This window comes from Candidatus Nealsonbacteria bacterium (assembly GCA_011050465.1).
GTDB lineage: Bacteria > Patescibacteriota > Minisyncoccia > Minisyncoccales > RBG-13-36-15 > RBG-13-36-15.
This window is the reverse complement of sequence record DRFQ01000009.1, coordinates 268,362-291,611: the sequence shown is the minus strand read 5'-3', so window position 1 is coordinate 291,611 and position 23,250 is coordinate 268,362. Positions and strand designations below refer to the sequence as shown.

The following is a 23,250-nucleotide window of genomic DNA, read 5'->3' as shown; positions in this document are numbered from 1 at the left end:
GAGAAGTGGTGGGGGGGGTTGACCCTTCGATTGACTCAAGGGTCAAGGCTGAGCCTGCCGAAGCCTTGACAAAGGTCTTTAGAAAGAGCTAAAATGAAAATAGATTGATAGAAGGGATTTAATGATTATGAGGAAACAAGATTTTAGAAAGTAAAATAGAAAATAAAAAACGAAGACACATAACTTAAATCAGGAAGTGTCTTCCTGATTTTTTGTTCGCCGACAGAGAAAAAAAGGAAAGGTCTTTCAAAATTGAAGTCGAACGAGGTGAGACTGAAACCCAGCCCTCTATGCTTTATTTTATTTGAATAAAGTATTTTATAGAGTTTAGAGGGCTGGGTAAATTCACTATCGTTCATTTAGTTTTTTAGAGTTATCCCGATTCACAGAGTGGGTCGAGGCTCGCCCAAAATATTTTGGCGGCTCGACTCTATTCTAATTACTGAGGATTTGATCCTGGTCCAGGATGAACGCTAGCGGCGTGGATAAGGCATGCAAGTCAAACGGCCCCACCTTTCTTTGAAAGATGGGGGAGTGGCGAACGGGTTAGTAACACGTAGATTACTTATCCCTTACACGGGCATAACCCACCGAAAGGTGGATTAATTCCCGATAGTATCGCCGGATGAGGCGATTAAAGGAGTAATCCGGTAAGGGGAAGGTCTGCGGCCTATCAGCTTGTTGGTAAGGTAATGGCTTACCAAGGCTATGACGGGTAGGCGGAGTGAGAGCTTGACCGCCAACATTGGCACTGCGATACTGGCCAAACACCTACGGGTGGCTGCAGTCGAGAATATTGGACAATGCGCGAAAGCGTGATCCAGCGACGCCGCGTGCTTGAGGAAGTTCTTCGGAATGTAAAGAGCTTTTCTCCGTGAACAAGTTTTTATATTGAGCGTAGCGGAGGAATAAGGGGGTGCTAATCACGTGCCAGCAGCCGCGGTAAGACGTGATCCCCAAGTGTTATCCGGATTTATTGGGCGTAAAGCGTCCGTAGGCGGTTTAATAAGTCGAGTGTTAAAAGCCAAGGCCTAACCTTGGAGATGCATTCGAAACTGTTAGACTAGAGGTCGTTAGGGGCTGATGGAACGCACGGTGTAGGGGTGAAATCCGTTGATATCGTGCGGAACACCAAAAGCGAAGGCATTCAGCTGGGGCGATCCTGACGCTGAGGGACGAAAGCGTGGGTAGCAAAAAGGATTAGATACCCTTGTAGTCCACGCTGTAAACGATGGACACTAGCTATTTGGAGTGTCGACCCTCTAAGTGGCGAAGCTAACGCGTTAAGTGTCCCGCCTGGGAATTACGGCCGCAAGGCTAAAACTCAAAGGAATAGACGGGGACTCACACAAGCGGTGGACCATGTGGCTTAATTCGATAATAAGCGAGGAACCTTACCAGGGCTTGACAGACTAGTGAAAGCCTGCAGAAACGTAGGCCTACCCACAAGGACACTAGCCCAGGTGCTGCATGGTTGTCGTCAGCAGGTGCCTTGAGGTGCTCCCTTAGATGGGGTAACCTGCGCAACCCTTACTCTATGTTTCATGTGTCATGGAGAACTGCCTCAGACAACGAGGAGGAAGGTGAGGATGACGCCAAATCAGCATGGCCCTTTGATGCCCTGGGCTGCACACGTGGTACAATGGGACCGACAATGGGTCGCTAAGCCGTAAGGTGGAGCTAATCCCATCAAACGGTCTCTCAGTTCGGACTGAGGTCTGCAATTCGACCTCACGAAGCCGGAATCGCTAGTAATCGCCAATCAGCAACGTGGCGATGAATACGTACCTGAGTCCTGTACTCACCGCCCGTCACGTCAAGCGAGCTGGGAACAGCCGAAGTCCTCACGAAGTGGGGCCTAAGCTGGATTCAGTAAGAAGGACGAAGTCGTAACAAGGCACCGGTAGCGGAAGCTGTCGGTGGAATACATCATTTTACTATTTTTTAAAATAGTAAACCCAAGCGTCGACTAAGGTTGAGAAGCGAGAATTCTCTTCTTAACTGTAAGGTATTGGTCGAAAAGCCTTATAAATTTCGACTGTATCGGGATAGCTCTAAGAAACTGATTCGAGCGTAGCGAAGAATCATCCTGAGCAAAGCCGAAGGATGAATATCAGAGAATCTACGTAAAAAACCTGTCCTCAAAAATTGAGATTGACAAATTTTTAGCGGTATGTTACAATACAATTGTTAAAGAGGTTAAAGTAATATTTTGTTCTTTCAATAAAATTCTGCCAGTTGTTCGGCAAATTGGTCACCAGCCCTCAATTAATTCAGGAGGATAAGAAATGGTGATCAGTTTGCTGGACAACTGGTAGAGTGCGGGAGGTTACTCTCTTTGGGCCATCGAGATGGTGGATACGGTGGGGAAAGCCCGAGGAGGTACCTACCTCAACCTGCCAGTTGTTCGGCGTCACGTGCTGGACGACTGCGGGGCATATGTCGGGAATATACTCGACTTGGAGAAGGTGTTCTTCAGTTGTCCAGCTCCATAGAATACCAAGAGTTACCATTGCGGTAGCTCTTTTATTATGTTTGATTTTTGCTTTCCCGTTTGTTAATATAAATTAATGTCAATTTCAAAAAAATTGCAAAAATTTTTGGATAATAACAAGGTCAAATACGAACCAATCGAACATCGAATAGTTTATACCGCCTTTGATAAAGCCCAAACCTTAAAGATTCCTCAAAAGATTGTCGGAAAAACTTTAATAGTAAAATTTAACCCCATAGGAAAATCTGCGGCTTCTTACGGCGTAGGCAAGAATTATGCATTAGTCTTGATACCAGCCAACAAAAATTTGGACAAAAAGAAACTATTGAAAATTGCAAATAAATGGCAGAGATGTTTAATACCCGACGTTAAGCATAAAATAAAAACTGTTAATTTTGTTAAGGAGGCCTGGATAAAGAAAAATTTAAAAGGCGTGAAAATCGGCGCTGTTCCACCTTTCGGGAATTTATGGAAATTACCAACCTTTATAGATAGGTCTTTAATAAAACAATCAAAGATTATTGTTAATGGCGGCAATTGGAATTGGTCAATAAAAATTAGCCCAGCTGTCTTTAAGAAGGCAATCAGCGATTTTATTATTGGTAGCTTGAGTAAAGCTCGATAAAATGAAGTTTTTTTAATAAAATGGATTTTAGTCAACTTATTGGAACATTTATTCTGGGAAAGATATTCTATTCTGTCTACAAAAAAGAGGCAGAGAGAATGTGTCAAGAATGCGAACCTTTCATTAAAAAAGGTGCAAAAATTTTAGATTTAGGTTGTGGGAGAGGTATAACAACCGAAACTTTTAAAAATTTTTTTCAAGCTAAAATATATGGCGCTGATATTCAAGACCAAAGAATAGTTAATTTTCCCTTCAAGATCATAAATGGTAAAAAATTACCCTTCCCAGATAATTCTTTCGATGTAGTTTTAATAAATTATGTTCTCCATCATACTGAAAATCCTTTAGAGATCATAAAAGAAGCGAAAAGAGTCTCTAAAAATGAGATTATCATTCACGAAGACTTAGAAGAAGAAGGATTATCTAGGATTGTTTGTTGGTTCCATAGAGTTACTTATAAAATTTCAGCATCTTTTCAAAAGAATCCCATCAAATTTCATAATGAAGCGAATTGGGAAGAATTGTTTAATCGGGTTGGATTAAAGACTACTTTCAAAAAAAGAACAACAGTAAAGCTTAGTTGGTTTTACCCGGTACAAAATATCCTTTTTGTTTTAGAAAAATAATTTGGGCACGCTCCGTTAGGAGTTGTGTAGCCTTACGGTAATTTCCAAAGAATTTTTAAAAAATCTAGATCCCACATAAAGAGTATAAAAATCACAGAACTTCTAACGGGGCACGTAGTTCAGCTTGCCCCGCCAGATTTGGCGGGGTGAAGTTAGAACGCTTCTCTGACCCCGCACAGAAATGCGCGTGTAGCTCAGTTGGTGAGAGCGCAGCTCTGATAAAGCTGAGGTCCGTGGTTCGAGTCCACGCACGCGCACAATACGTATTTTATGCAGGGCAAGTGCCGAAGGGGTGGCAGGCGCCTCGCCCCGCACCGAACTTCGTTCTGGTACGGGGTTCGATTCCTGCCATGCCTACCTCGGAAACTTTCGGTTTCCTCGGCATAAACGGTTTATTCCGAGCAGCTCGCAGTGAACTCGCTGTGAACTGAGGAGGGCCCTTAGCTCAATGGTAGAGCACCACATTTGCAATGTGGGGGTTACCAGTTCAAGTCTGGTAGGGTCCACATTTTTACACAGGATAGATTATTTCAAAGGTGATATAATGAGTTAATTTATTATGGCAGACCAAAAAGCTATTGATTATATCAAAAGTGCAAGGGAAAAAGATGGTCTTTCGAATGAAGTGATTAAAAGAAACCTTCTTTCTGTTGGTTGGGAAGAAGAAGAGATTAATGAAATCTTCCAAGCATTAGATGGCGTCAAAGATGGGCCAGTTGCAGAATTTCCAAGGGAAGAAAAGCATAGAACGGATTTGCCTAGAGTAGAAGAGCCGGCAGAGAAATTTTTTAGAGAAAAAGGTTTTATCGAAAAACCAAAGAAACTTCAATTTAATAAAAAATATCTAATACCACTAATAATCTTAGTGGTTTTTATTTCTTTGGTTTCAGCCTCTGCCTTTGTTTACAATCAATTTTTTAGAAAGATTGATCCAATTTCTTTATTGCCCCAAGAGACCGCTCTTTACTTGAGAGTAAAGATTAATCCCGAAAATAAACAGGTCGAAAACTTTAAAGAGCTTTTGAATAAATTTCCTTATTATGAAAAATTCTCTCAGAAAATTAGCGATGGATTTGAAATATTGAAAGAGAAAGAACCAAATCTAAAACATTTTGATTTTACTATTTCAGATGAAATAATATTTGCTATTATTTCTCCTTTCGAAGAAAGAATGGAACAATTTCCTTTAATTTTTATTTTACCCGATCCCGATTTGAAAAAATTAGAAAAGCTGTCAAAAGATATTCAAAACGAGATTGAGAGAAGTGGTGCTTGGAAAATAGAAAAAGAAACTTACAGAGGGAGAATAATCGTTAGGGCAGTGCCTACATATCAATCTAATTTAAGTGGCCCTCGGCTTGAACCCTCCACTACTTTAACCGATGGTCATTTTATTTTAGCCACAAAACCGGAAGATATTAAAAAGATTATTGATATTGCCGAAGATCAAAAGATAATCAATATTTTCAGAGGCGGGAAAGAAAAAAATATTTATTCAAATGCTGCTTATAGAAAAATTAAAAAATATCTACCAAAAAATTATTTAGCTCTTTTCTATGGTGAACTCGATTTCTCAAAAATGATGAAGATACCAGGAGTAATCGGAGTAGTAGCCAAAACAGAAGATTTTTTTGGTCCACTCGCTGATTCTCTGAAAGCAGCCCTGGATTTGCCTTTTTTCAAAAAGAAAGAATCCGAGGAATCTGAAAAAATAGCTATGGCCTGGGCAATAATCGCTGAGAAAAATGAATTAACAACAGAAACATATTCTTTGGATTTAAGAGATAATATTTTTATATCTTCTCAGTTCTCTTTTGAAGAAAGTTTAGCCGGCTTTATTCCGGAAAAAATCGAGAATAAAGAAATTGTTTTTTATGGCGAAGGAAGAAACTTAAAAAGTTCCTTTGAATATTTGGAAGAGACTTTGACCAAACAAATGACAACCGAAGAAAAAAGAGAATATAACGATAGTTTAAAGTTCTTAAGAGAAACTTTAGGCATTGATATAAAAGAAGACATCTTAGCTTTATTTGATAAGAACTATGCCTTCTTTTTAGCTTCTGAACCTACCGGCAAAGAGACGCCAATAGTTGCTTTTATTCTTGAAGTTGATGATGAAAATAAAGCTAAAGGAAATCTTTTAAAAATCAGTATTTCTCCCATTCCTCTTATTTCACTTACTTCTCCCTCTCTTCCTTCTTTATCCCCGGAACAAATTCCTCAAGAAAAAATAGGCTTTAAAAAAGAAATCATTGATGGTTTTGAAATATATTCTCTTCCTGTTTATGAAGAATTTGGCTTAAACTTTTCAATAAAAGAAAGAAAGGCGATATTCACTTTTACTAAAGAAGGATTAATCAGTACTCTTAAAAGCTTAAGTGATTCTAAGCAAAGAAGATTAAAAGACTCTAAGCTTTTTGCTGAACAATTCGAAAAAGTTCCTAAGCACATAACTGGAATTTCTTATTCTTATCCTTATGGATATTTAGGAACATTTAAATGGGTCGCGAATTTTATTCTAGACTTTTATAAACAAAGGTTTGAATCTGCGCTGGGAGGAGGGATTCTTGTTTTCGAGGCCGAAAAACTGCAGACTCCGATTTCCGAATTCTTAGATAAAGGAATTACTCCTTATTTGAAAGTTTTGAAGTCTGTTGGCTCATATTCTTATTCTCCAGAAAGTGGTCTATCCATAAGCAAAGGAAGGTTTATTATTGAAGAATTATCAGTTAAAGAGAAAGAAACAACTGAAGAATTTTGGGAGAATATAGGAGGGTGGGTTGAAGAAAATTTTGGTCCAATTTTTGGTTTTCCTATGGTGCCAATATATTAAAGTTTTCCACAGGACAGCTTCTGATTGTTTGTTATAATATCCTAATACTTCTTAAACTCCGATAGAAGTTCTGTGTTTTGTGCGTATATGAAAATTGTTAGGTAAAACTCTTAAATCTTTCAAACTTCTAACGGAGTAAAGGTCGAATTTTTAAACTCATTTTAAAACAAAACAATGCTTGAAAATTTAGCCCTAAGGACTTACGATTCTTTAGTAGAAATATGGCCAGGCCTCGTTGGTGGAATTATTAATGGCATTATTACGTTGGTTTTTGCTTTAATAATTCTATTCATTGGCTGGTTGATTGCATTAGCAGTTGGTCAACTGGTTACCAGAATTTTAGGTGTCATAAAATTTAATCAATACATTGAAAGAGCGGGCATAAAGGAAGCTTTAGACAAGGCAGAATTAAAGGTGGATGCAGCTGCTTTCTTGGGCACAATCTTTAAATGGATTATATTTGTTGTTGTCTTGTCGGTAGTGGCAGAGATTCTTGGGTTAGTTCAGTTTGCCGGACTTTTGCAAAGTATTTTAGGTTATCTCCCTAATGTCATTGTTGCCGTCTTGATTTTCGTGGTGTCAGTGATTGTGGCTGAGATTCTAGAGAAAATAGTTAGAGCTGTTGTGGAGGGGGTCAAGGTAGGATATGGTTCTCTGGTTGGAGCGATTATTAAATGGTCAATCTGGATTTTCGCGATTTTATTGATCTTGGACCAGTTGAGAATTGGCTCAGATTTGATTAGGATTTTATTTGCCGGCATAATTACCATGTTGGCTGTTGCCGGAGGAATTGCGTTTGGACTGGGCGGAAAAGATGTGGCAGCTGAGATTCTACGAGATTTAAAGCAAAAAATTTTAAAATAGAATCCTAAGCCTGAAATTGAATGCAATTCAAGGGGGTTTGTTCCCTTTGTTTAGTGTTTATAATTTTGAGACTCGTCATCCCAGCCGAAACATATAATTTCTTATGTGTTCGGCTTGGGAGGGCAAGCCCTCCCAAATTCGCCGCAGAGGCGAACGGGAGGGCTTGACAAACCGCTTTGAGTTTCATAAAATAGAATTGTTATGATTAATTTATATCAAACCTTAAATAAAGGAAGCGGATAATTTCTTTGTTTTTTATCTTTACGGAAAGGCCGCTTCCTTAATAGCGGTTTTTAATTTTTGACCGAATCGAGATAACATGATCAGTCACCTTACATTCCTTGCAGTTATTTCGCAATTAAGAAAGAGAAGCGAAGTGGCGACTGATTTATATCTAGGTGATTAGTGATTAGCGTTTAAAGAACGAAGAAAAGAGCAGGACATTAAGCATTGATCGTCTAATCATCTAAACGCTAAAAGCACTTTGTCAATTAAATATGTAGTAGTTATTAATTACTAGCTAAGAGGTTATTTTGCACATAAATTTTATGTGCAAGATAATTGCAATTAAAATTAAGGGCGGATGGAGGATGCCTTGGGATATCGAGGCGATGAAGGACGTGGCGTGGCTGCGATAAGCCTCGGGGAGGTGCTTAGCAACCTTTGATCCGGGGATTTCCGAATGGGGAAACCCAATTTCGTGATAAACGAAATTACCGAGTGCATTAATTATGTACTTGGAGCGAACCCGCTGAAGTGAAACATCTCAGTAAGCGGAGGAAAAGAAAAAAACAACCACTAATATACTCACGAATTAAAATCACTTTTAATTACGGAGTAATTACAAAGAGCCGAGCGACTGATTTGTATTTTCACGAATTTGAATTTGTTATTATTTGTGAAAGATTCGTGTAATTATTAGTGGTACCATTCCCTTAGTAGGGGCGACCGAAAAGGGAGAAGCCTAAACCTTGTCCTGTCTACGACAGGACGGGGGGTTGTAAGAAAGTAACGTCGGGAGTCAAGCACATAATTATTTATGTGCTCGGCTCAAGAGGGAGAACACTTAGACGGAGTTTGGTTAGGAGAATTACCCTGGAAAGGGAAGCCAAAGAGGGTAATAGCCCCGTATCTAAAAATCACTTCGTGCTCCTTGTTATTTGTCTTGAGTACCACGGGAAACGATAGCCCTGTGGGAAGCATCCGTGACTAAAACGGAAAGGCTAAATACTCGATATCACCGATAGTGAACTAGTACCGTGAGGGAAAGGTGAAAAGTAGGGAGGTGATCCCGGTGAAATAGAACCTGAAACCATCTCGCCCACAAAGAGTCGGAGCTCGTCCTACGCTCTTTGCTTCGCGTCGAGCTTCGGAACGACAAGCTATATAAAAATATTGAATATTATATGTAGGGCTTGCCATTCCGTAGCTCCGAACGAAGTGAGGAGCGTAGGGTGGGTGACGGCGTGCTTTTTGCAGAACGAGCCAACGAGTCTAAGTACTCAGTTTAGTCTAAGGGGTTTTGCCCCGAAGGCACAGCGAAAGCAAGTGTTAAAAGCGCAACAATACTGAGTGTTTAGGACCCGAAGCCAAGCGAGCTTACCATGGCCAGGGTGAATCTTTCCGAAAGGCGAGAGGAGGCCCGAACCCGTGAGCCGTGCAATACTCTGGGATGAGCTGTGGTAAGAAGTGAAAAGCTAATCGAGCTTGGTAATAGCTGGTTCTCCCCGAAATAGCTTTAGGGCTAGCCCGAGTTTATACTACCTGCAGGGGTAGAGCACTGAATGGGTTATCTTGGGTTTTACTCAGACAATTCAATCAAACTCCGAATACTGTAGGTATGCGCTCGGAGTCAGACTATGGGGGCTAAGCTCCGTGGTCGAAAGGGAAACAGCCCAGACCTTCATCTAAGGTCCCTAAACTTCCACCTTTACGGTGGATCAGCCGATGAGGCTGAGAGCTAAGTGTTTTTAAGGAAGTGGGGTTTCATTGATAATTAGGAGGTTAGCTTAGAAGCAGCTATCCTTTAAAAAGTGCGTAACAGCTTACTAACTAAGAAGCCCTGCGCCGAAGATTTACGGGACTCAAGCTCGGTACCGAAGATAAGGATGCCATTGTTTTTTGCAGTGGCGTGGTAGGGGAGCGTCTTCTTGGCAGCGAAGCCCAACCGCGAGGAAAGGTGGAGCCAAGAGGAGTGAGAATGTTGGCATGAGTAACCGCAAGGCGGGTGAGAGCCCCGCCCACCGAAAACCTAAGGTTTCCTTGGCAATGACAATCAGCCAAGGGTTAGGCGGACCTAAGACAAACCCGAAAGGGGTAGTCGATGGACAGCCGGTTAATATTCCGGCCCCCGTGTACGTAATTCTAAAAAGGGACGGAGTTCAGTAATTCGAGCAGATTATTGGATTTCTGTTGTTAGTCTAAGATTTTTTCAAGGGCTAACAGGAAGCTGAGCCTCGGCTCAGTGAACTCGAATGAGCGGGCTCCCCAGAAAATCTTTTTAGGAGTTATTTATGTGCTCGGTCCGTACCGTAAACCGACACAGGTAGGTAAGTGTAAGTGCACTAAGGTGAACGAGTGAAAGCTTCTGAAGGAACTCGGCAAAAAAGTAGGCGTAACTTCGGGATAAGCCTTGCCCCGGTGATGAATCGGGGCCGCAGTGAAAGTACCCCTGGCGACTGTTTACCAAAAACACAGGTCCCTGCTAAACTCGTAAGAGGATGTATAGGGGCTGAGGCCTGACCAGTGCTGGAACGTTAAGCTCGCCGGTCTCTGTCCTTTTGGATGGAATGCTGAGTGAGTGAAGCGCCAGTGAACGTCGGCGGTAACTATAACCGTCCAAAGGTAGCGTAATCCCTTGCCAGGTAAGTTCTGGCCCGCATGAAAGGTTTAACGACTAGGGGACTGTCTCCAGAAGCAGCTCGGTGAAAATGCAATACCGGTGAAGATGCCGGTTACCTGCGGCTAGACGGAAAGACCCCGGAAGCTTTACTATAGCTTGGTATTGGATTTTGAGTTTGGATGCGTAGCATAGTGGGGAGGCTTTGAAAGACAGATCTCGGTCTGTCTGGAGCCACCAGTGAAATACCCATCTTCTAAATTCTTTATCCTAATCTGGTTGTTTCAAAAGCAACTGGATACAGTGCCAGGTGGGTAGTTTAAGTGGGGCGCTTGCCTCCTAAAAGGTAACGGAGGCGTTTAAAGGTCGGCTAACCAAGGATGGAAATCTTGGTGATAGGGCAAAGCCAAAAGCCGGCTTTACTGCGAGCAGGATATTGCGAGCAGTTGGGAAACCAGAACTTAGTGAACCGATGGTAGTTATTAGGACCGCCAGAGATCATCAGCTAAAAGTTACTCCGGGGATAACAGGCTAGTAGGGCCCGAGAGTCCACATCAACGGCCCTGTTCGGCACCTCGATGTCGGCTCATCACATCCTGGGGGTGAAGCAGCTCCCAAGGGTTTGGCTGTTCGCCAATTAAAGTGGTACGTGAGCTGGGTTCAGACCGTCAAAAAAAGAATCTTTAGACATCGGGTAGACGCGGCGGCTTTCACGAGTAATCGTGATCGAACAAACCGACTTATATCGGTGAAACCCTTATATTTTTTCCTGTCGGAATAAGGGCAATACCGAGGAAACCCTATTTTTAAACAAAAAACAGGGGTTCCGTAGAGACTTCCGAGCACATAGAATTTTATGTGCTTGGGGATGGAAGTGTTTTAACTTTCCATAATACGTCGGTCCCCAACCCCAATTTTGAAAAATTGGAGCTGGGTGGTGATATAGTCCATACACTTAGTAATAAGTGAGAAACCAAAGCACAAAAAATGAAATTTTTGTGCTCGGTCGAGCATATAAAATATTATATGCTTTGATATGCGTGAGACAGGTTGGTCCCTATCTACCGCAGGCGTTGAACCTTGAGAGGAGTTGTCTCTAGTACGAGAGGACCGAGATGAACCAACCTCTGGTCTACCAGTTGTCCTGCCAAGGGCATAGCTGGGTAGCTAAGTTGGGAAGGGATAAGCGCTGAAAGCATCTAAGCACGAAGCCCACCTCGAGATAAGGGTTCTTAGTTTCCTCAGAGATTATGAGGTTGATAGGATGTAGGTGTAAGTCCTGTAAAGGATTAAGCCGAGCATTACTAATCAAACGATTATATACTCTTAGCTAGTAATTAATAATTGCTAACCCTATGTTACTCGAATCTACGAATAAAAATTTGAGCTCGAGATCTGTATAAGGCGACGATATCGGAGGTGCTCCACCCGATTCCATATCGAACTCGGAAGTGAAATCCTCCAGAGCCGATGGTAGTTCTTCGGAGCGAGAGTAGGTCGTCGCCCTATACATCTCTCGAGATTTTTTATTGCTCAAATCTGTGTTCAATTCAAAGAAAAAGTAGGTCTGCCCTGCAAATGCAAACGAAGGTACTAAGCAAGGAAAGAACATTGCCTGGGGCGGTGCGCGATTCCGCGGCAATTACCCTGTGTCGAAGATTATGGCCCCGGCTCATCCGCCCTAGCTATGATGACGTATTGGCTGTCATCTTCTGTCTGTAGTTAGCAAGGTTTCCGGGCCGTCCCTGAAATTTTTATATTATCTCTACAAAAAACCTGTTTAAGTAGTTTTCCACTTGACAGGTTTTTTCGATGGAGCTATCCTGTAAATAGGAATAATTATTAATTAATAATTACTATTAGTAAATAATATGGTGGTCAGAGCAAAGAAACCAAAAGAACAAGTATGCAGAACCACTTGTCAAAAACAAGCTATTTTAGGTTATCTCAAAAGCGTTACAAGTCATCCTTCAGCAGAAGATGTTTACTCGGTGATAAGGAAAAAATTACCGAGAATAAGCCGAGCAACAATTTACAGAATTTTAAAGGACTTCAAAAGAAGAGGAGAAGCTCAAGAAATTATTTCTAAAGGAGTAGCTCATTTTGATGCTGATATTTCTTCTCACGCTCATTTTATATGTTTAAATTGCGATAAGATTTTTGATATCTTTGAAGACATTTGTAACAATTGTTCTATGTTAAAAAATAAAAGAACAAAGGTCGGCAAAATAGAAAGTTATAAAATCAATTTTTATGGTTACTGCAAAAACTGTCAAAACAAATAATAAATTTATGGCGAGCCCGTTGAACCATTATTGCCACGATTGCCAGGCAAAAATCGATATCAAGAACAAAGAAATTAAAAATGGAGTTCTGCTTGCATTCGAAGATGGGGGAGAAAAATTTACAGTTTTAAAGTGCGATAAATGTTTTAAAGAAAATCCTGGTTTAACTAATTTTAGGAAATGTGAAGTTTATTCAAGGATAGTTGGCTATTTGAGGCCGGTTCAGCAATGGAATTTAGGTAAAAAACAAGAATATAAAACAAGAAAAGAGTATAAATTGCCAAAAGAGCGCTGTTAGGCTAAGACACGTTTAAGATATGAAAAAACCAATAAAAAGCCCAGATGGACAGGAAGGTACTGCTTTTTTTCCTCTAGTGGGAAAGACCATTCCTGATTTAGAATTTGAAGCATTTCATGAGAATAGAGTTAAAAAGATTAGCCTTTCAGATCATAAGGGTAAATGGTTAGTTCTATTTTTTTATCCAGCCGATTTTTCTTTTATTTGCCCGACAGAATTAGAAGAAGCTGCTTATTATTATAAAGAATTCAAAAAATTGGGAGCTGAAATTTTAAGCGTGAGTACAGATACTGTTTTTGTCCATAAAGCCTGGCATGATAATTCTCCAGCTATTAAAAAAATTAACTTTCCCATGCTGGCTGATCCCACGGGAAAGCTCTGTCGGGCTTTAGGTACTTATATCGAAAACGAAGGAATCTCTTTAAGAGCGACTTTTATCATTGATCCTGATAGAATAATTAAAGCTTATGAAGTACACGACAATGATATTGGTAGAAATATACAAGAAATCTTAAGAAAGCTTCAAGCAGCTAAATTTGTTAGAGAGCATAAAGGCCAGGTTTGTCCAGTCAATTGGAAGCCGGGCAAGAAAACTTTAAAACCAGGCCTTAAATTAGTAGGTAAGATTTAACTATAAATTTAAATAATAATCAACGAGAAACTGAAGGTTAAAATATGAGCGTTAAAAACTACAATAAATTTAAATCAGAATGTATTACTTGTAAAATTAAGTTTGATATCTGGGTTTCAATGTCCAGTTTCAGTCTAGAGCAAGAAACAATTATTAAAAGAAATTTCTATTATCATTGTCCAACTTGTAGAGTAATCGAAGAATTTAAAGGACAGTAATAAATAAATTATTTATTCAAACTATGCCAAATGTAACTATTTACACAACGCCAACTTGCCCTTATTGCACGATGGCTAAAGAATTCTTTAAAGACAATAAGATTGAATACACAGAAATTGATGTTTCTAAAGACAGCGAAGCAGCTAAGGCGATGGTTGAAAAATCCGGCCAAATGAGTGTACCCGTAATTACCGTTGGAAACAATGGCGAAGAAAATGTCATCGTTGGTTTTCAACAGGAAGAACTTTCCAGGGCCCTGGGAATTAGTTCATCAGCGAAGATAGACATAGAAGTCGGAGATAAGCTATAATAATTTCGGCCTTACGGAATATTAGTAATATCAATTTATTTTAGAATATAAAGGTCGATTTAATCGCAACTAAAAAGATTTATAAAAATGGAGATAAATAAAGACAAATTAATTGAATTATTAAATAAAGACTTAGAGCTTGAATATTCAGCTGCCATTCAGTATATTCAACACGCTGCCGTAATGACCGGCGCTGAGTTTGGAGACATTATAAAAGAGCTTAGGATTCACGCAAACGAAGAGATTGCTCATGCTATAATTCTTTCAGACCAGATTGATTTTTTAGGAGGAGTTCCTTCAGTTGATGTCGGGCAAATAAGAACCTCTAACGACAACAGAGAAATGCTTCAACAGGATTTAGACGGAGAAGAAGATGCCATAGCAAGGTATAAGACAAGGATAGAGCAGGCAGAACAAATGAAAGAGTTTGCCTTAGCTCAACAGCTTAGGAATATATTGGCCATGGAACAGGAACACGCAATGGACCTAAAGCAAGCTTTAGGAAAATAGATTATCTAAACGAAAAATGTCGAGTGATATTTTAAAAACTACTTCAAGTATGATAAATTTTTTTCCAAAAATTACAGCTCAAGCTCACTGTGATATTCCTTGCTCAATTTATGAGCCCACGCCTGCCAAAATAGCCGCCAAGACCGTTTTAAGAATGGTTGAGCAATTAGAAGTGTTCAGGCCACCTAAAGATTCGAGTGACGCTAAAGCTATACTGCAGTATCATAATACTATTTCCCGTAGGATCGCTATTAAAGAAGAACACGCTCAAATTTGCAAAAAAGAGCTTTACACTTTATGGTCTGATTTTTTTAAGCCAGAGCATCTTGAGAAATTTCCTAATCTGCATGATCTTTTTTGGCAGGCGACAAAACTTTGTTCTAAAAATAAACAGGAAATAAATAAAGGGGCAGCCGAGAAATTAGTTGGGGCCGTTGATGAGATCGCTAAAATTTTCTATGAAGTCAAAAATACTCCAGCAAGATATCGGGCCTACAAAGAGCTCACCGACAAACTTTACTAACCCCGTAAGAAATCTATCTATTTTTAACGGGGTGAAGGGGTTGATTTTTTTAGTTAAAGTTGAAGGAGAGAGCGCTTGGCCGGAACTAATCCCGGAGAAAATTTATTTTGCGACTAATTTATTGAGACTGAAAATCGGCGATTTCGTCGTTTTTAGAAATCCGAAAGATCAAAGAGAAATTTTAATAAAAAGAATAAAATTCATTAGAAAAAGCTTTTATTTTCTTGAAGGAACTCTTCCCTGGTCAAAATCAAGTAAAAATTTCGGGTTAGTCGATAAAAGTTTAATTTTAGGTAAAATAATATCTATTTAATGGAATGGATTACAATAAGAAGTCATTAGAGCTTCATAAAAAGAAACACGGAAAGCTTGAGATAAAATCAAAATTTCCAATCAGGAATCGCCACGACTTAAGCATCGCCTATACTCCCGGAGTTGCTGCTGTAAGTAACGAGTTAAAAAAACACTTTAAAAAGGCCTTTGAGTACACAATAAAAGGAAATACAGTTGCTATTATTTCAGACGGTTCAGCGGTGCTCGGACTTGGTAATATTGGTCCTTATGCCGCCTTACCGGTCATGGAAGGCAAGGCAATACTTTTTAAAAAATTCGCCAATATCGACGCTTGGCCTATTGTTCTGGCTACCCAAAATACAGAAGAGATTATTGATATTGTGAAAGCTTTGGCTCCGGGATTTGGAGGTATTAATCTGGAAGATATAGCAGCTCCGCGTTGTTTTGAGATTGAAAAACTTCTGCAAGATATCGGTATTCCTGTTTTTCATGATGATCAGCATGGGGCAGCAATTGTTATTCTGGCTGCTCTTATTAACGCCGTGAAAGTGGTCAAAAAGCGCTTTGAAAATTTAAAAATCGTTATTCTTGGAGCCGGAGCAGCCGGTACCGCAACTGCCAATCTTTTGTTATGTTTAGATGGTGTTCTTGGGGAACGCTCAATACCAAAAAATGTATGTACTCGGGTGCGAGAAATTATTGTGGTAGATAGACAAGGAATTATTTCTCCTTATGATCGGAAGATGAATCTTTATCGCAAAGCTCTTCTTTTACATACTAATTCTGAGAAGATTAAAGGGGGGATTCATACAGCCCTTAAGGGCGCGGATGTTCTGATTGGAGTATCGGGACCCAATATTGTAACCCAGAAAATGATTCGTTCTATGGCAGAAAATCCCATTGTTTTTGCTTTAGCAAATCCTGTTCCCGAAATTATGCCAGACAAAGCCTTACAAGCTGGGGCCAAAGTGGTAGGAACAGGACGAAGTGATTTTCCTAACCAGATTAATAATGTTCTGGCCTTTCCCGGAGTATTTCGAGGAGCCCTTGATGCTCGGGTAGCACGCATTACAACCGACATGAAAGTTGCCGCCGTCTATGCTTTGGCTAATATGGTCCGTCATCCTTCAAAAGAGCGCATTTTGCCGTCTATCTTTCAAAATAGGGTGGCAGACGTTGTAGCTAAAGCCGTGGAAAAAGCAGTAAAGATAAAACCTAGAAGCCTATAAATATGTCTTCAAAAGAAGCTAAAGGAGAAACTTCAGAGAGCGGTCAGCTGGCCGCCCTTTTTGTTTTAAAATGATATAATGAATAAATGAGAACCCCTTACCTGAAAGAGGAAAAAAGATTATGGAAAAAAGGATACAAAAGGGTGGCCTGTTTAGACGAAGCGGGCCGTGGTCCTTTGGCGGGACCCGTAGTGGCAGCCGCGGTGACATTAAAATCAATTCGGGGAATTGGCGATAAATTGGTGCAAATTCATGAACTCAAGGATTCCAAGAAATTAACATCAGCTAAAAGAGAAAAACTCTACAAGCTTATAACTAAGAATCCAGTAATAGAGTGGCAAACAGCCAGGGTTTCAGAAAAAGTTATTGATAAAATCAATATTAAAAACGCTGCAGAGTTGGCCATGTTTCGAGCTGTCCAGAAATTGAAGCTTCTTCCTGATTTTTTAATCATTGATGGCAAGTTTTTAAAAAATAATGGACTAAAAAATATAAAACACAGGCTAATTATAAAGGCTGATGAGAAAGTATTTTCTTGTATTGCAGCTTCAATTGTTGCCAAAGTTACCCGCGATAGAATAATGCAAAAATACCATGAAAAATATCCTCGTTACGGATTTAATCAGCACAAAGGTTATCCGACAGAGTATCACAAAAGAATGCTGAAAAAATACGGCATTTGTAAAATCCACAGGAAGACATATAAACCAATTGCTAAATTGTCAAATAGTTCAATAGAACTTGATTTTTTGAGTTAACAATGTAACAATGTAGCCATGTAACCACTTTTAATATGGCGGTTCCTAAACAAAGACATACAAAATCTAGAAGAAATAAGCGCCGAATGCATCTTTTTCTTGAAGCGCCAAATTTATCTCTTTGCCCGAAATGCGGCAAAGAGGTTTTATCTCATACCCTCTGTTGGAATTGTGGATTATATAATAACAGAGAAGTAATTGATGTTTTGAAGAAACTGACTAAAAAAGAAAGAAAGCAACGAGAAAAAGAGGAGAAGACAAGAGAGAAAGAAGGAAAAGAGAAGATAAAAGAAAAATCCTTAACTTGGGAAGGATTATCAAAGAAATAGAAAAATGGCCTCTCGACATTTATCACGTTCAATTGCCATACAATCTTTATATGAGTGGGATTTCTCCGGGCAAAAATCCAAAGCCCTTGAGAAAATTGTTGAAAGAAACATTAAAGAATTTGGCCCGGGATTAGAGAATCAGAGCTTTGTCTGGCAATTAATTACAGGAGTTGTCGGGCATCTTTCTCAAATTGACAAAATTATTGGACAGGCAGCTCCTGAATGGCCGATAAATCAGATAACAATTGTAGACCGGAACGTTTTAAGGATTGGACTTTCTGAATTGTTATATGGTAATAAAGAAGAAGTCCCGCCAAAAGTAGCGATAAATGAAGCCATTGAATTAGCAAAGACTTTCGGCGGCGAATCTTCTGGGAAATTTATTAATGGCGTTTTGGGAACAGTTTACAAAGAAATAGAGAAGTAAAATTGTTACATTGTCGAATTGTTACATTGTTACATCGCCGGCTCTTTATATCGGTTTAACAATTTAACAGTTTAGTAATTTAGCAATGAATTTTGTGCACGACTTTTCTCAGCTAGAAAAAAGACTAAACCTTAAATTTAAAAACAAAGATCTTTTAATCCAAGCTTTCTGCCACAGATCTTATTTAAATGAAAATCCAAAATTTCATTTAGAGCATAATGAAAGATTAGAGTTTTTAGGGGACGCTGTCTTGGAATTAATCATTACTGGACATCTTTATCAAAATTACCCCAAAAAATCAGAAGGAGACTTAACTAACTGGAGAGCAGCTTTGGTTAACTCAAAAATGCTAGCCCGGGTTGCCCAAGAGATTGATTTGAACGGTTTTCTCTTGCTTTCCCGAGGAGAAGTTAAAGAAATGGGGAAAGCTCGTCAGTGTATTTTAGCTAACACTTTTGAGGCGTTAATAGGCGCTCTTTATCTTGATCAAGGATACGATGTTTGCCAAAAATTTATTACCAAACATTTAACAGGAAAGCTTCCCCATATCATTGAGGCCGGTCTTTATAAAGATTCGAAATCTCTTTTCCAGGAAGAAGCCCAAGAAAGAACGGGAATTACTCCCATTTATCAAGTTTTAAAAGAGCGGGGGCCAGACCATACCAAGCATTTTATAGTAGGCGTTCTCCTTAATAAAGAATTAGTCGCTGAGGGAGAGGGCTTTTCAAAACAGGAGGCAGAGGAGGCAGCAGCCAAAAAAGCTTTAGAAGTTAAAAAATGGTAATATGCCCCGTTAGAAGCCCGATTATATGGTACGTATATTTATTATCTAGTAAAAAGACTGACCGTTGGTATATTGGTTCAACTAAGGATTTACGAAAAAGAATTTTAAGCCACAATTCAAGTAAAAATAAATCGACAAAATACGGGGCACCATGGAAATTTATATACTGCGAAATTAATCTAAATAAGAAAGATGCCCGAGCGCGAGAAAAGTATCTAAAATCTGGAATGGGCAGAAGATACCTAAAGAACAGATTAAAATTCTTTTTCGCCAAGGGCTTCTAACGGGGTATGTTAGTTATTAGACTCTTAAGAGTTGGTAAAAAAAATCAGCCAGTTTTCAGGATCGTAGTGACAGAAAAAAAGAATGCACCAAAAAGTGGCAGTTTTCTTGAGATTGTCGGTTTTTATAACCCCATAACTAAAGAAAAGAATTTAAAGGCAGAAAGGATTAAATACTGGCTGTCAGTTGGAGCCCAGCCTTCGGGTACGGTTCATAATTTATTGGTAACTGGTAAAATTATTGAAGCAAAGAAAGTTTCTGTGCACAAGAAGAAGAAAGTGGAGGCCGAAAAATCCGCAAAAGAGCCGGCGAAAGAAACCTTAACTAAGAAAGATGAAGCTGAAAGCCCAAAGAAAGAGAAAGATAAAAAACCGGAAGAAGCAAAACCAGAAGACTCCAGGAAAGAGGAGAAACCAGCCGTTTCAGCAGAGGCGAGCCTCGCCCCGAAAGGGCGGGAAGAAAAACCGAAAGAAGAGCCTAAAAAAGAGGAAAAACCAGAAAAGGAAATAAGGGAGAAACCAGCAGAAAAACAAGAGGAAAAATCAAAGAAAGAAAAACCCGAGGAAAAACCGAAAGAGGGAGCAAAAGAAGAAAAAAAAGAGGGAGAACCAGAGAAAAAAATAGAGAGGGAGTCAAAAGGGGAGTGAATAATAAAAATAAATAGGACTAATTAGAAAGCGCCCTAATGATAGGGTGCTTCTTGGTTAAAATGGGGTTCTTGGTCCCGCACCGGCGAAAATTAGTATGGGGGTTGACAAGTTTGATAGGGTATGTTACAATACCATTGTAAGTGAATAAACATGATCTTTTCATACATAGTAAATCTGCTTATTTATTACGTAAATAAGCAGATTGAGGAGAGAGTTAATAATCATCGAATTCGATGATTGGTTATTGCTTTAACAATTGATTGGATAAAGCGCTCTCTTCTCGAGAGCGCTTTATTATTTAGAGGCAGGGAAGTCGCCTCATTGGCGACCTGCCGACGAGGCAAGCACTTTGTAAATTTAATAAGGATTGAAACGATTGTGACGAGAGAATTGGAAGGAAGAAAATTTCTTTCTAATTCTCTTCTCACTATTCCGCAAAATCGGCTTCGGCCAATTGCGGTTCCGGCCACATGCTGGAGAAGTGAAGAGAAAGGAGAATCCAGATGGATTTTTTTGAGATAATGAGGGCGGTGGTGGATCGATTCGTCACCGAGACGAGGCGGGTTGTCGGGGATAATGTTCAGACGAGGGGGACGGCAATACTAAGCTCTATACTCGTCTTCCTCATGGGCGCCGGTGGAATCATGATAGCGAGAGGTTTTGGCAGCCCTATGGTTGCATCAGCATTCTCGATCATCAGCATTCTGGGACTCATGTCCATCGTCGTCCTCTTCCTTTTGCCGGGCAAGCAAGAGGAGAAGCGGCGCTAGCCCGAAATCCCGGGCAATAGTCTCGCCTGAGCGAGACAAGGTAATACTGTTAAGGAGGACCAACAACAACATCAGGTCCTCCGCCACTCAGAGTCCATTAAACCTTAGTGGATTGTGAGTGGAAGGAAATTCAAGAGATTCAAAAGGAGGTGTAGAATGGAATTTCTTCCCGGTATTGCGGCCGCAATCGCGGTCGCGGCGGCAGCGGTGGGAGCAGCAATAGCCGCCGTTGCAGTTATGGCTGTAGTCTCTGAACCCTTCGGGGGATGGAGAGAAGCGATCAAATATCCTCCGGCTCTTGTCGGTTGGATTATAGCAGCCAGTTTCGCGGCATGGCTTGCCGCGAAAATAGTTCTTTTGAATCTGTAAGACGGACAGTCGCTGTTTTTCTTGCAGAGGGGAGGAGGGCTTCATGACTCGAAGCCTCCGTGCAGGACGATGGTGAATCGTTCTCGATGGAGGTCTAGATCTAGCCTTCCTCCCCCCACCAACCCTTTTAAATAAAACTAGTCCTTCCGAAATTTTTCTTGTGCTGAGTTCATCGAAGTACGAGGGAAGCTTCGACGGGAGTAGTAAGAAGGGAGATCTGAATGAAGCATTCTGTCCATGCCCTTGGTGGAGGAGAGACGGAGTTCGAAGAGAGGACTCTTTTCGGCCTTCGCCGGAGAAGGGTTCTCTGTTTAGCGCTTGATCCCGACGAAGACGAAACCATTATGGCAGCCCTGGTAGAAGGGATTATCGTTAACGGGATCCCTTTGCCGTCGGGAACCGCCATGGCGGTTCACCTTGGGGATAAGATCATTCTCCCGGGTGGCAAGGCCTATTTCATGGTTAAACCCGTGGAGTAGGCTGTCTCGTGTCCCACGAGGAGGGAAGATGCGTAATAGTTAGCCCTACCGGCCGGCGGGGCAAAACAACGGCGGGGCCGGTCTCAGTGCTTATTTCCCCGTCTACATAGTGAGGAGGCCTGTCGGTAACACTCATAGCAGGCCTCCTCACAACCCAACTTTATAGCGATGAGAGAATTGGAAAGAAACCCTTCGACCCATTCGATTATACTCAGGGTCGCCCTGAGTTAAACCGAAGGGCGACAGGCTCAGGGTAAACAAATTCTTTCTAGGTCTCTCCTTACTACAAGGAGATAAGGTAGATGAGTTAAATTGTGGCTTCCACGATTTACTCTTGCCAAAATACGAAATGAGTGACCTGCTGCTCGAGAGCCTATCTCACGGGCAGAGGCGCTCTCGTAACAGAAGATAATCTCTCTCTTCGCTATTCTTGCGATTTCTCGCGAGAATAGTTTCTCTGTTATGAGAGCACCTTTGTCCTACAAGATATTGACAAGTATAAAAATATAAGTAAAATAGTAGAATAGTAGCTTTTTACAGTCTTTTTGATTCTCTATTTTCTTGAAGGAAAGAATCGGAAGCAAAGGTCGAGCTACTGACTAAACTGATTGAAACGTTTTAGACGTTTGAGGCGTTTGGAACACAGAAAGATATTATGGCTAAAGTAAATGACAAAGATTTCCTTGAGCACATTGTTAAGTCTTTAGTTGATAATCCTGATGATGTTAAAGTTGACCGAAAGGTTGACGAAATGGGAGTCTTGCTTTCTTTGAAAGTAAACCCAGAGGACATGGGTCAGATTATTGGCCGAGAAGGATCAACTGCTAGAGCAATTAGGAATCTGGTTCGGATTGTCGGGCTAAAAAATCACGCCAGAGTCAATCTTAAAATCGAAGAGCCAGAAGGCGATAAAGCTACTCGAGGAAGAAAAATAACATCAGCTCCGAGCGGAGGAGAAGAGCTGGAAGATTTGAAACTGTAAAATCCGAATAAAAAGGATTTACGACGATAGAAAACGGTGCTACCATATAAATTAAGTAGCGCCGTTTTCGTTTATTTCTCTAATGATTTATGATTAAATTTGATATTATTACTATTTTTCCTGAAATTTTTGATTCCTATTTTCAGGAATCACTTATTAAGAGGGCCCTTAAAAAAGATTTAATTAGAATTAAAATTCATAACTTAAGGAAATGGACAGCTAATCGCCATCAGATTGTTGACGATCGGCCTTATGGCGGCGGAATGGGGATGGTAATGAAAGTGGAGCCGATTTATAAAGCGGTAAAAGATATAAAAAAACTAAAAACTAAAAACTATAAATTAAAAACTGTTTTATTTACGCCTCGGGGAAAGAAATTCAACCAGAAGATGGCCTATCAATTTTCTAAGTTTGACCAGTTGATTTTGATTTGCGGCCGTTATGAAGGCATAGATGAAAGAGTGGCAAAATATATTGCAGATGAGGCAATTTCAATCGGCGATTATGTTTTAATGGGCGGAGAATTGCCGGCAATGGTGGTAGTAGAAACAGTGGCTAGGTTGATCCCTGGAGTTTTAGGAAAACCACAATTTTTGAAAGAAAGAGTACCGGCTCTTCCGGGAAGAGCTGGCAGGGGATTTATTGAATATTTTCAGTATACTCGACCGGAAATTTTCTCGCCCAGGAAGGGAGCAAAATGGCGAGTACCTAAAGTTTTATTATCTGGTGATCACAAAAAGATTATTGAGTGGCGGAAAAAACACAGAAAAATAATCTCGTCCTGAACCTGCTTGCCCTGAGTTTACCGAAGGGATGAAAGATTGAAAAATAATGATTTTT

The 23,250-nt window shown here is 40.3% G+C and carries 23 protein-coding genes, 2 tRNA genes and 3 rRNA genes; all 28 read left to right on the top strand.

Going from position 1 to position 23,250, the window contains the following annotated elements; genetic code table 11:
* The first annotated feature begins 439 nt into the window (after positions 1 to 439).
* The 28 genes from ENH66_03435 (at position 440) to trmD (ending at position 23,195) form a co-directional block, all read left to right on the top strand.
* Positions 440 to 1,935, top strand: a 16S ribosomal RNA gene (locus tag ENH66_03435).
* 635 nt (positions 1,936 to 2,570) lie between these two features.
* Positions 2,571 to 3,119: a YbaK/EbsC family protein gene (locus ENH66_03430; protein HDZ54722.1), complete on the top strand. Its 549-nt coding sequence runs from the start codon at positions 2,571 to 2,573 to the stop codon at positions 3,117 to 3,119.
* A 20-nt stretch (positions 3,120 to 3,139) separates the two neighbouring features.
* Entirely contained in the window at positions 3,140 to 3,745 is a 606-nt protein-coding gene (locus ENH66_03425; protein ID HDZ54721.1) for a class I SAM-dependent methyltransferase, read from the top strand.
* Positions 3,746 to 3,928: 183 nt separating this feature from the next.
* Positions 3,929 to 4,005 (top strand) — tRNA-Ile (locus ENH66_03420).
* Between the two features lie 174 nt (positions 4,006 to 4,179).
* A tRNA-Ala gene (locus tag ENH66_03415) sits at positions 4,180 to 4,251 on the top strand.
* A gap of 53 nt (positions 4,252 to 4,304) precedes the next feature.
* Positions 4,305 to 6,578 (top strand): DUF3352 domain-containing protein, encoded by a 2,274-nt coding sequence (locus tag ENH66_03410; protein HDZ54720.1) that lies wholly within the window; start codon positions 4,305 to 4,307, stop codon positions 6,576 to 6,578.
* Between the two features lie 174 nt (positions 6,579 to 6,752).
* Complete coding sequence (locus tag ENH66_03405) at positions 6,753 to 7,442, top strand: hypothetical protein (GenBank protein ID HDZ54719.1); 690 nt, start codon at positions 6,753 to 6,755, stop codon at positions 7,440 to 7,442.
* A 564-nt stretch (positions 7,443 to 8,006) separates the two neighbouring features.
* Positions 8,007 to 11,599, top strand: a 23S ribosomal RNA gene (locus ENH66_03400).
* 82 nt (positions 11,600 to 11,681) lie between these two features.
* Positions 11,682 to 11,790: ribosomal RNA gene (rrf, locus tag ENH66_03395) — 5S ribosomal RNA — on the top strand.
* A 362-nt stretch (positions 11,791 to 12,152) separates the two neighbouring features.
* Positions 12,153 to 12,566 (top strand): transcriptional repressor, encoded by a 414-nt coding sequence (locus ENH66_03390; protein HDZ54718.1) that lies wholly within the window; start codon positions 12,153 to 12,155, stop codon positions 12,564 to 12,566.
* On the top strand, positions 12,535 to 12,864 hold the full coding sequence (locus tag ENH66_03385; protein ID HDZ54717.1) for a hypothetical protein: 330 nt from the start codon (positions 12,535 to 12,537) through the stop codon (positions 12,862 to 12,864). Before ENH66_03390 ends, ENH66_03385 begins: the two co-directional genes overlap by 32 nt.
* Positions 12,865 to 12,883: 19 nt before the next feature.
* The gene (locus ENH66_03380; protein ID HDZ54716.1) at positions 12,884 to 13,495 is read left to right on the top strand and encodes a redoxin domain-containing protein; all 612 of its coding nucleotides are present in this window, start codon (positions 12,884 to 12,886) and stop codon (positions 13,493 to 13,495) included.
* A gap of 241 nt (positions 13,496 to 13,736) precedes the next feature.
* A complete protein-coding gene (locus ENH66_03375; protein HDZ54715.1) occupies positions 13,737 to 14,024 on the top strand; it encodes a glutaredoxin family protein in 288 nt (95 codons plus the stop codon).
* Between the two features lie 87 nt (positions 14,025 to 14,111).
* Positions 14,112 to 14,534, top strand: a complete 423-nt coding sequence (locus tag ENH66_03370; protein HDZ54714.1) for a ferritin-like domain-containing protein — start codon at positions 14,112 to 14,114, stop codon at positions 14,532 to 14,534.
* A 49-nt stretch (positions 14,535 to 14,583) separates the two neighbouring features.
* Entirely contained in the window at positions 14,584 to 15,057 is a 474-nt protein-coding gene (gene sodN, locus ENH66_03365) for a superoxide dismutase, Ni (GenBank protein HDZ54713.1), read from the top strand.
* Complete coding sequence (locus ENH66_03360) at positions 14,993 to 15,370, top strand: hypothetical protein (GenBank protein HDZ54712.1); 378 nt, start codon at positions 14,993 to 14,995, stop codon at positions 15,368 to 15,370. The genes sodN and ENH66_03360 overlap by 65 nt, the downstream gene beginning before the upstream one ends.
* Positions 15,371 to 15,374: 4 nt before the next feature.
* The gene (locus tag ENH66_03355) at positions 15,375 to 16,580 is read left to right on the top strand and encodes an NADP-dependent malic enzyme (GenBank protein ID HDZ54711.1); all 1,206 of its coding nucleotides are present in this window, start codon (positions 15,375 to 15,377) and stop codon (positions 16,578 to 16,580) included.
* 86 nt (positions 16,581 to 16,666) lie between these two features.
* Positions 16,667 to 17,338, top strand: a complete 672-nt coding sequence (locus ENH66_03350; protein ID HDZ54710.1) for a ribonuclease HII — start codon at positions 16,667 to 16,669, stop codon at positions 17,336 to 17,338.
* A 35-nt stretch (positions 17,339 to 17,373) separates the two neighbouring features.
* Positions 17,374 to 17,667 carry a 50S ribosomal protein L32 gene (locus ENH66_03345; GenBank protein HDZ54709.1) on the top strand — a complete coding sequence of 98 codons (294 nt, stop codon included), beginning with the start codon at positions 17,374 to 17,376 and terminating at the stop codon, positions 17,665 to 17,667.
* 4 nt (positions 17,668 to 17,671) lie between these two features.
* On the top strand, positions 17,672 to 18,094 hold the full coding sequence (nusB, locus tag ENH66_03340; protein HDZ54708.1) for a transcription antitermination factor NusB: 423 nt from the start codon (positions 17,672 to 17,674) through the stop codon (positions 18,092 to 18,094).
* An 85-nt stretch (positions 18,095 to 18,179) separates the two neighbouring features.
* Complete coding sequence (rnc, locus tag ENH66_03335) at positions 18,180 to 18,878, top strand: ribonuclease III (GenBank protein ID HDZ54707.1); 699 nt, start codon at positions 18,180 to 18,182, stop codon at positions 18,876 to 18,878.
* A 23-nt stretch (positions 18,879 to 18,901) separates the two neighbouring features.
* The gene (locus ENH66_03330; protein HDZ54706.1) at positions 18,902 to 19,162 is read left to right on the top strand and encodes a GIY-YIG nuclease family protein; all 261 of its coding nucleotides are present in this window, start codon (positions 18,902 to 18,904) and stop codon (positions 19,160 to 19,162) included.
* Positions 19,163 to 19,168: 6 nt separating this feature from the next.
* Positions 19,169 to 19,807: a 30S ribosomal protein S16 gene (rpsP, locus tag ENH66_03325; GenBank protein HDZ54705.1), complete on the top strand. Its 639-nt coding sequence runs from the start codon at positions 19,169 to 19,171 to the stop codon at positions 19,805 to 19,807.
* Between the two features lie 506 nt (positions 19,808 to 20,313).
* Positions 20,314 to 20,580: a hypothetical protein gene (locus tag ENH66_03320; protein ID HDZ54704.1), complete on the top strand. Its 267-nt coding sequence runs from the start codon at positions 20,314 to 20,316 to the stop codon at positions 20,578 to 20,580.
* A 114-nt stretch (positions 20,581 to 20,694) separates the two neighbouring features.
* Positions 20,695 to 20,949: a hypothetical protein gene (locus tag ENH66_03315; GenBank protein HDZ54703.1), complete on the top strand. Its 255-nt coding sequence runs from the start codon at positions 20,695 to 20,697 to the stop codon at positions 20,947 to 20,949.
* Between the two features lie 221 nt (positions 20,950 to 21,170).
* Positions 21,171 to 21,428, top strand: coding sequence for a hypothetical protein (locus ENH66_03310; GenBank protein ID HDZ54702.1), 258 nt, complete (start codon positions 21,171 to 21,173; stop codon positions 21,426 to 21,428).
* A gap of 655 nt (positions 21,429 to 22,083) precedes the next feature.
* Complete coding sequence (locus ENH66_03305) at positions 22,084 to 22,410, top strand: KH domain-containing protein (GenBank protein HDZ54701.1); 327 nt, start codon at positions 22,084 to 22,086, stop codon at positions 22,408 to 22,410.
* A gap of 89 nt (positions 22,411 to 22,499) precedes the next feature.
* Positions 22,500 to 23,195, top strand: a complete 696-nt coding sequence (gene trmD / locus ENH66_03300; protein ID HDZ54700.1) for a tRNA (guanosine(37)-N1)-methyltransferase TrmD — start codon at positions 22,500 to 22,502, stop codon at positions 23,193 to 23,195.
* Positions 23,196 to 23,250: the final 55 nt, after the last annotated feature.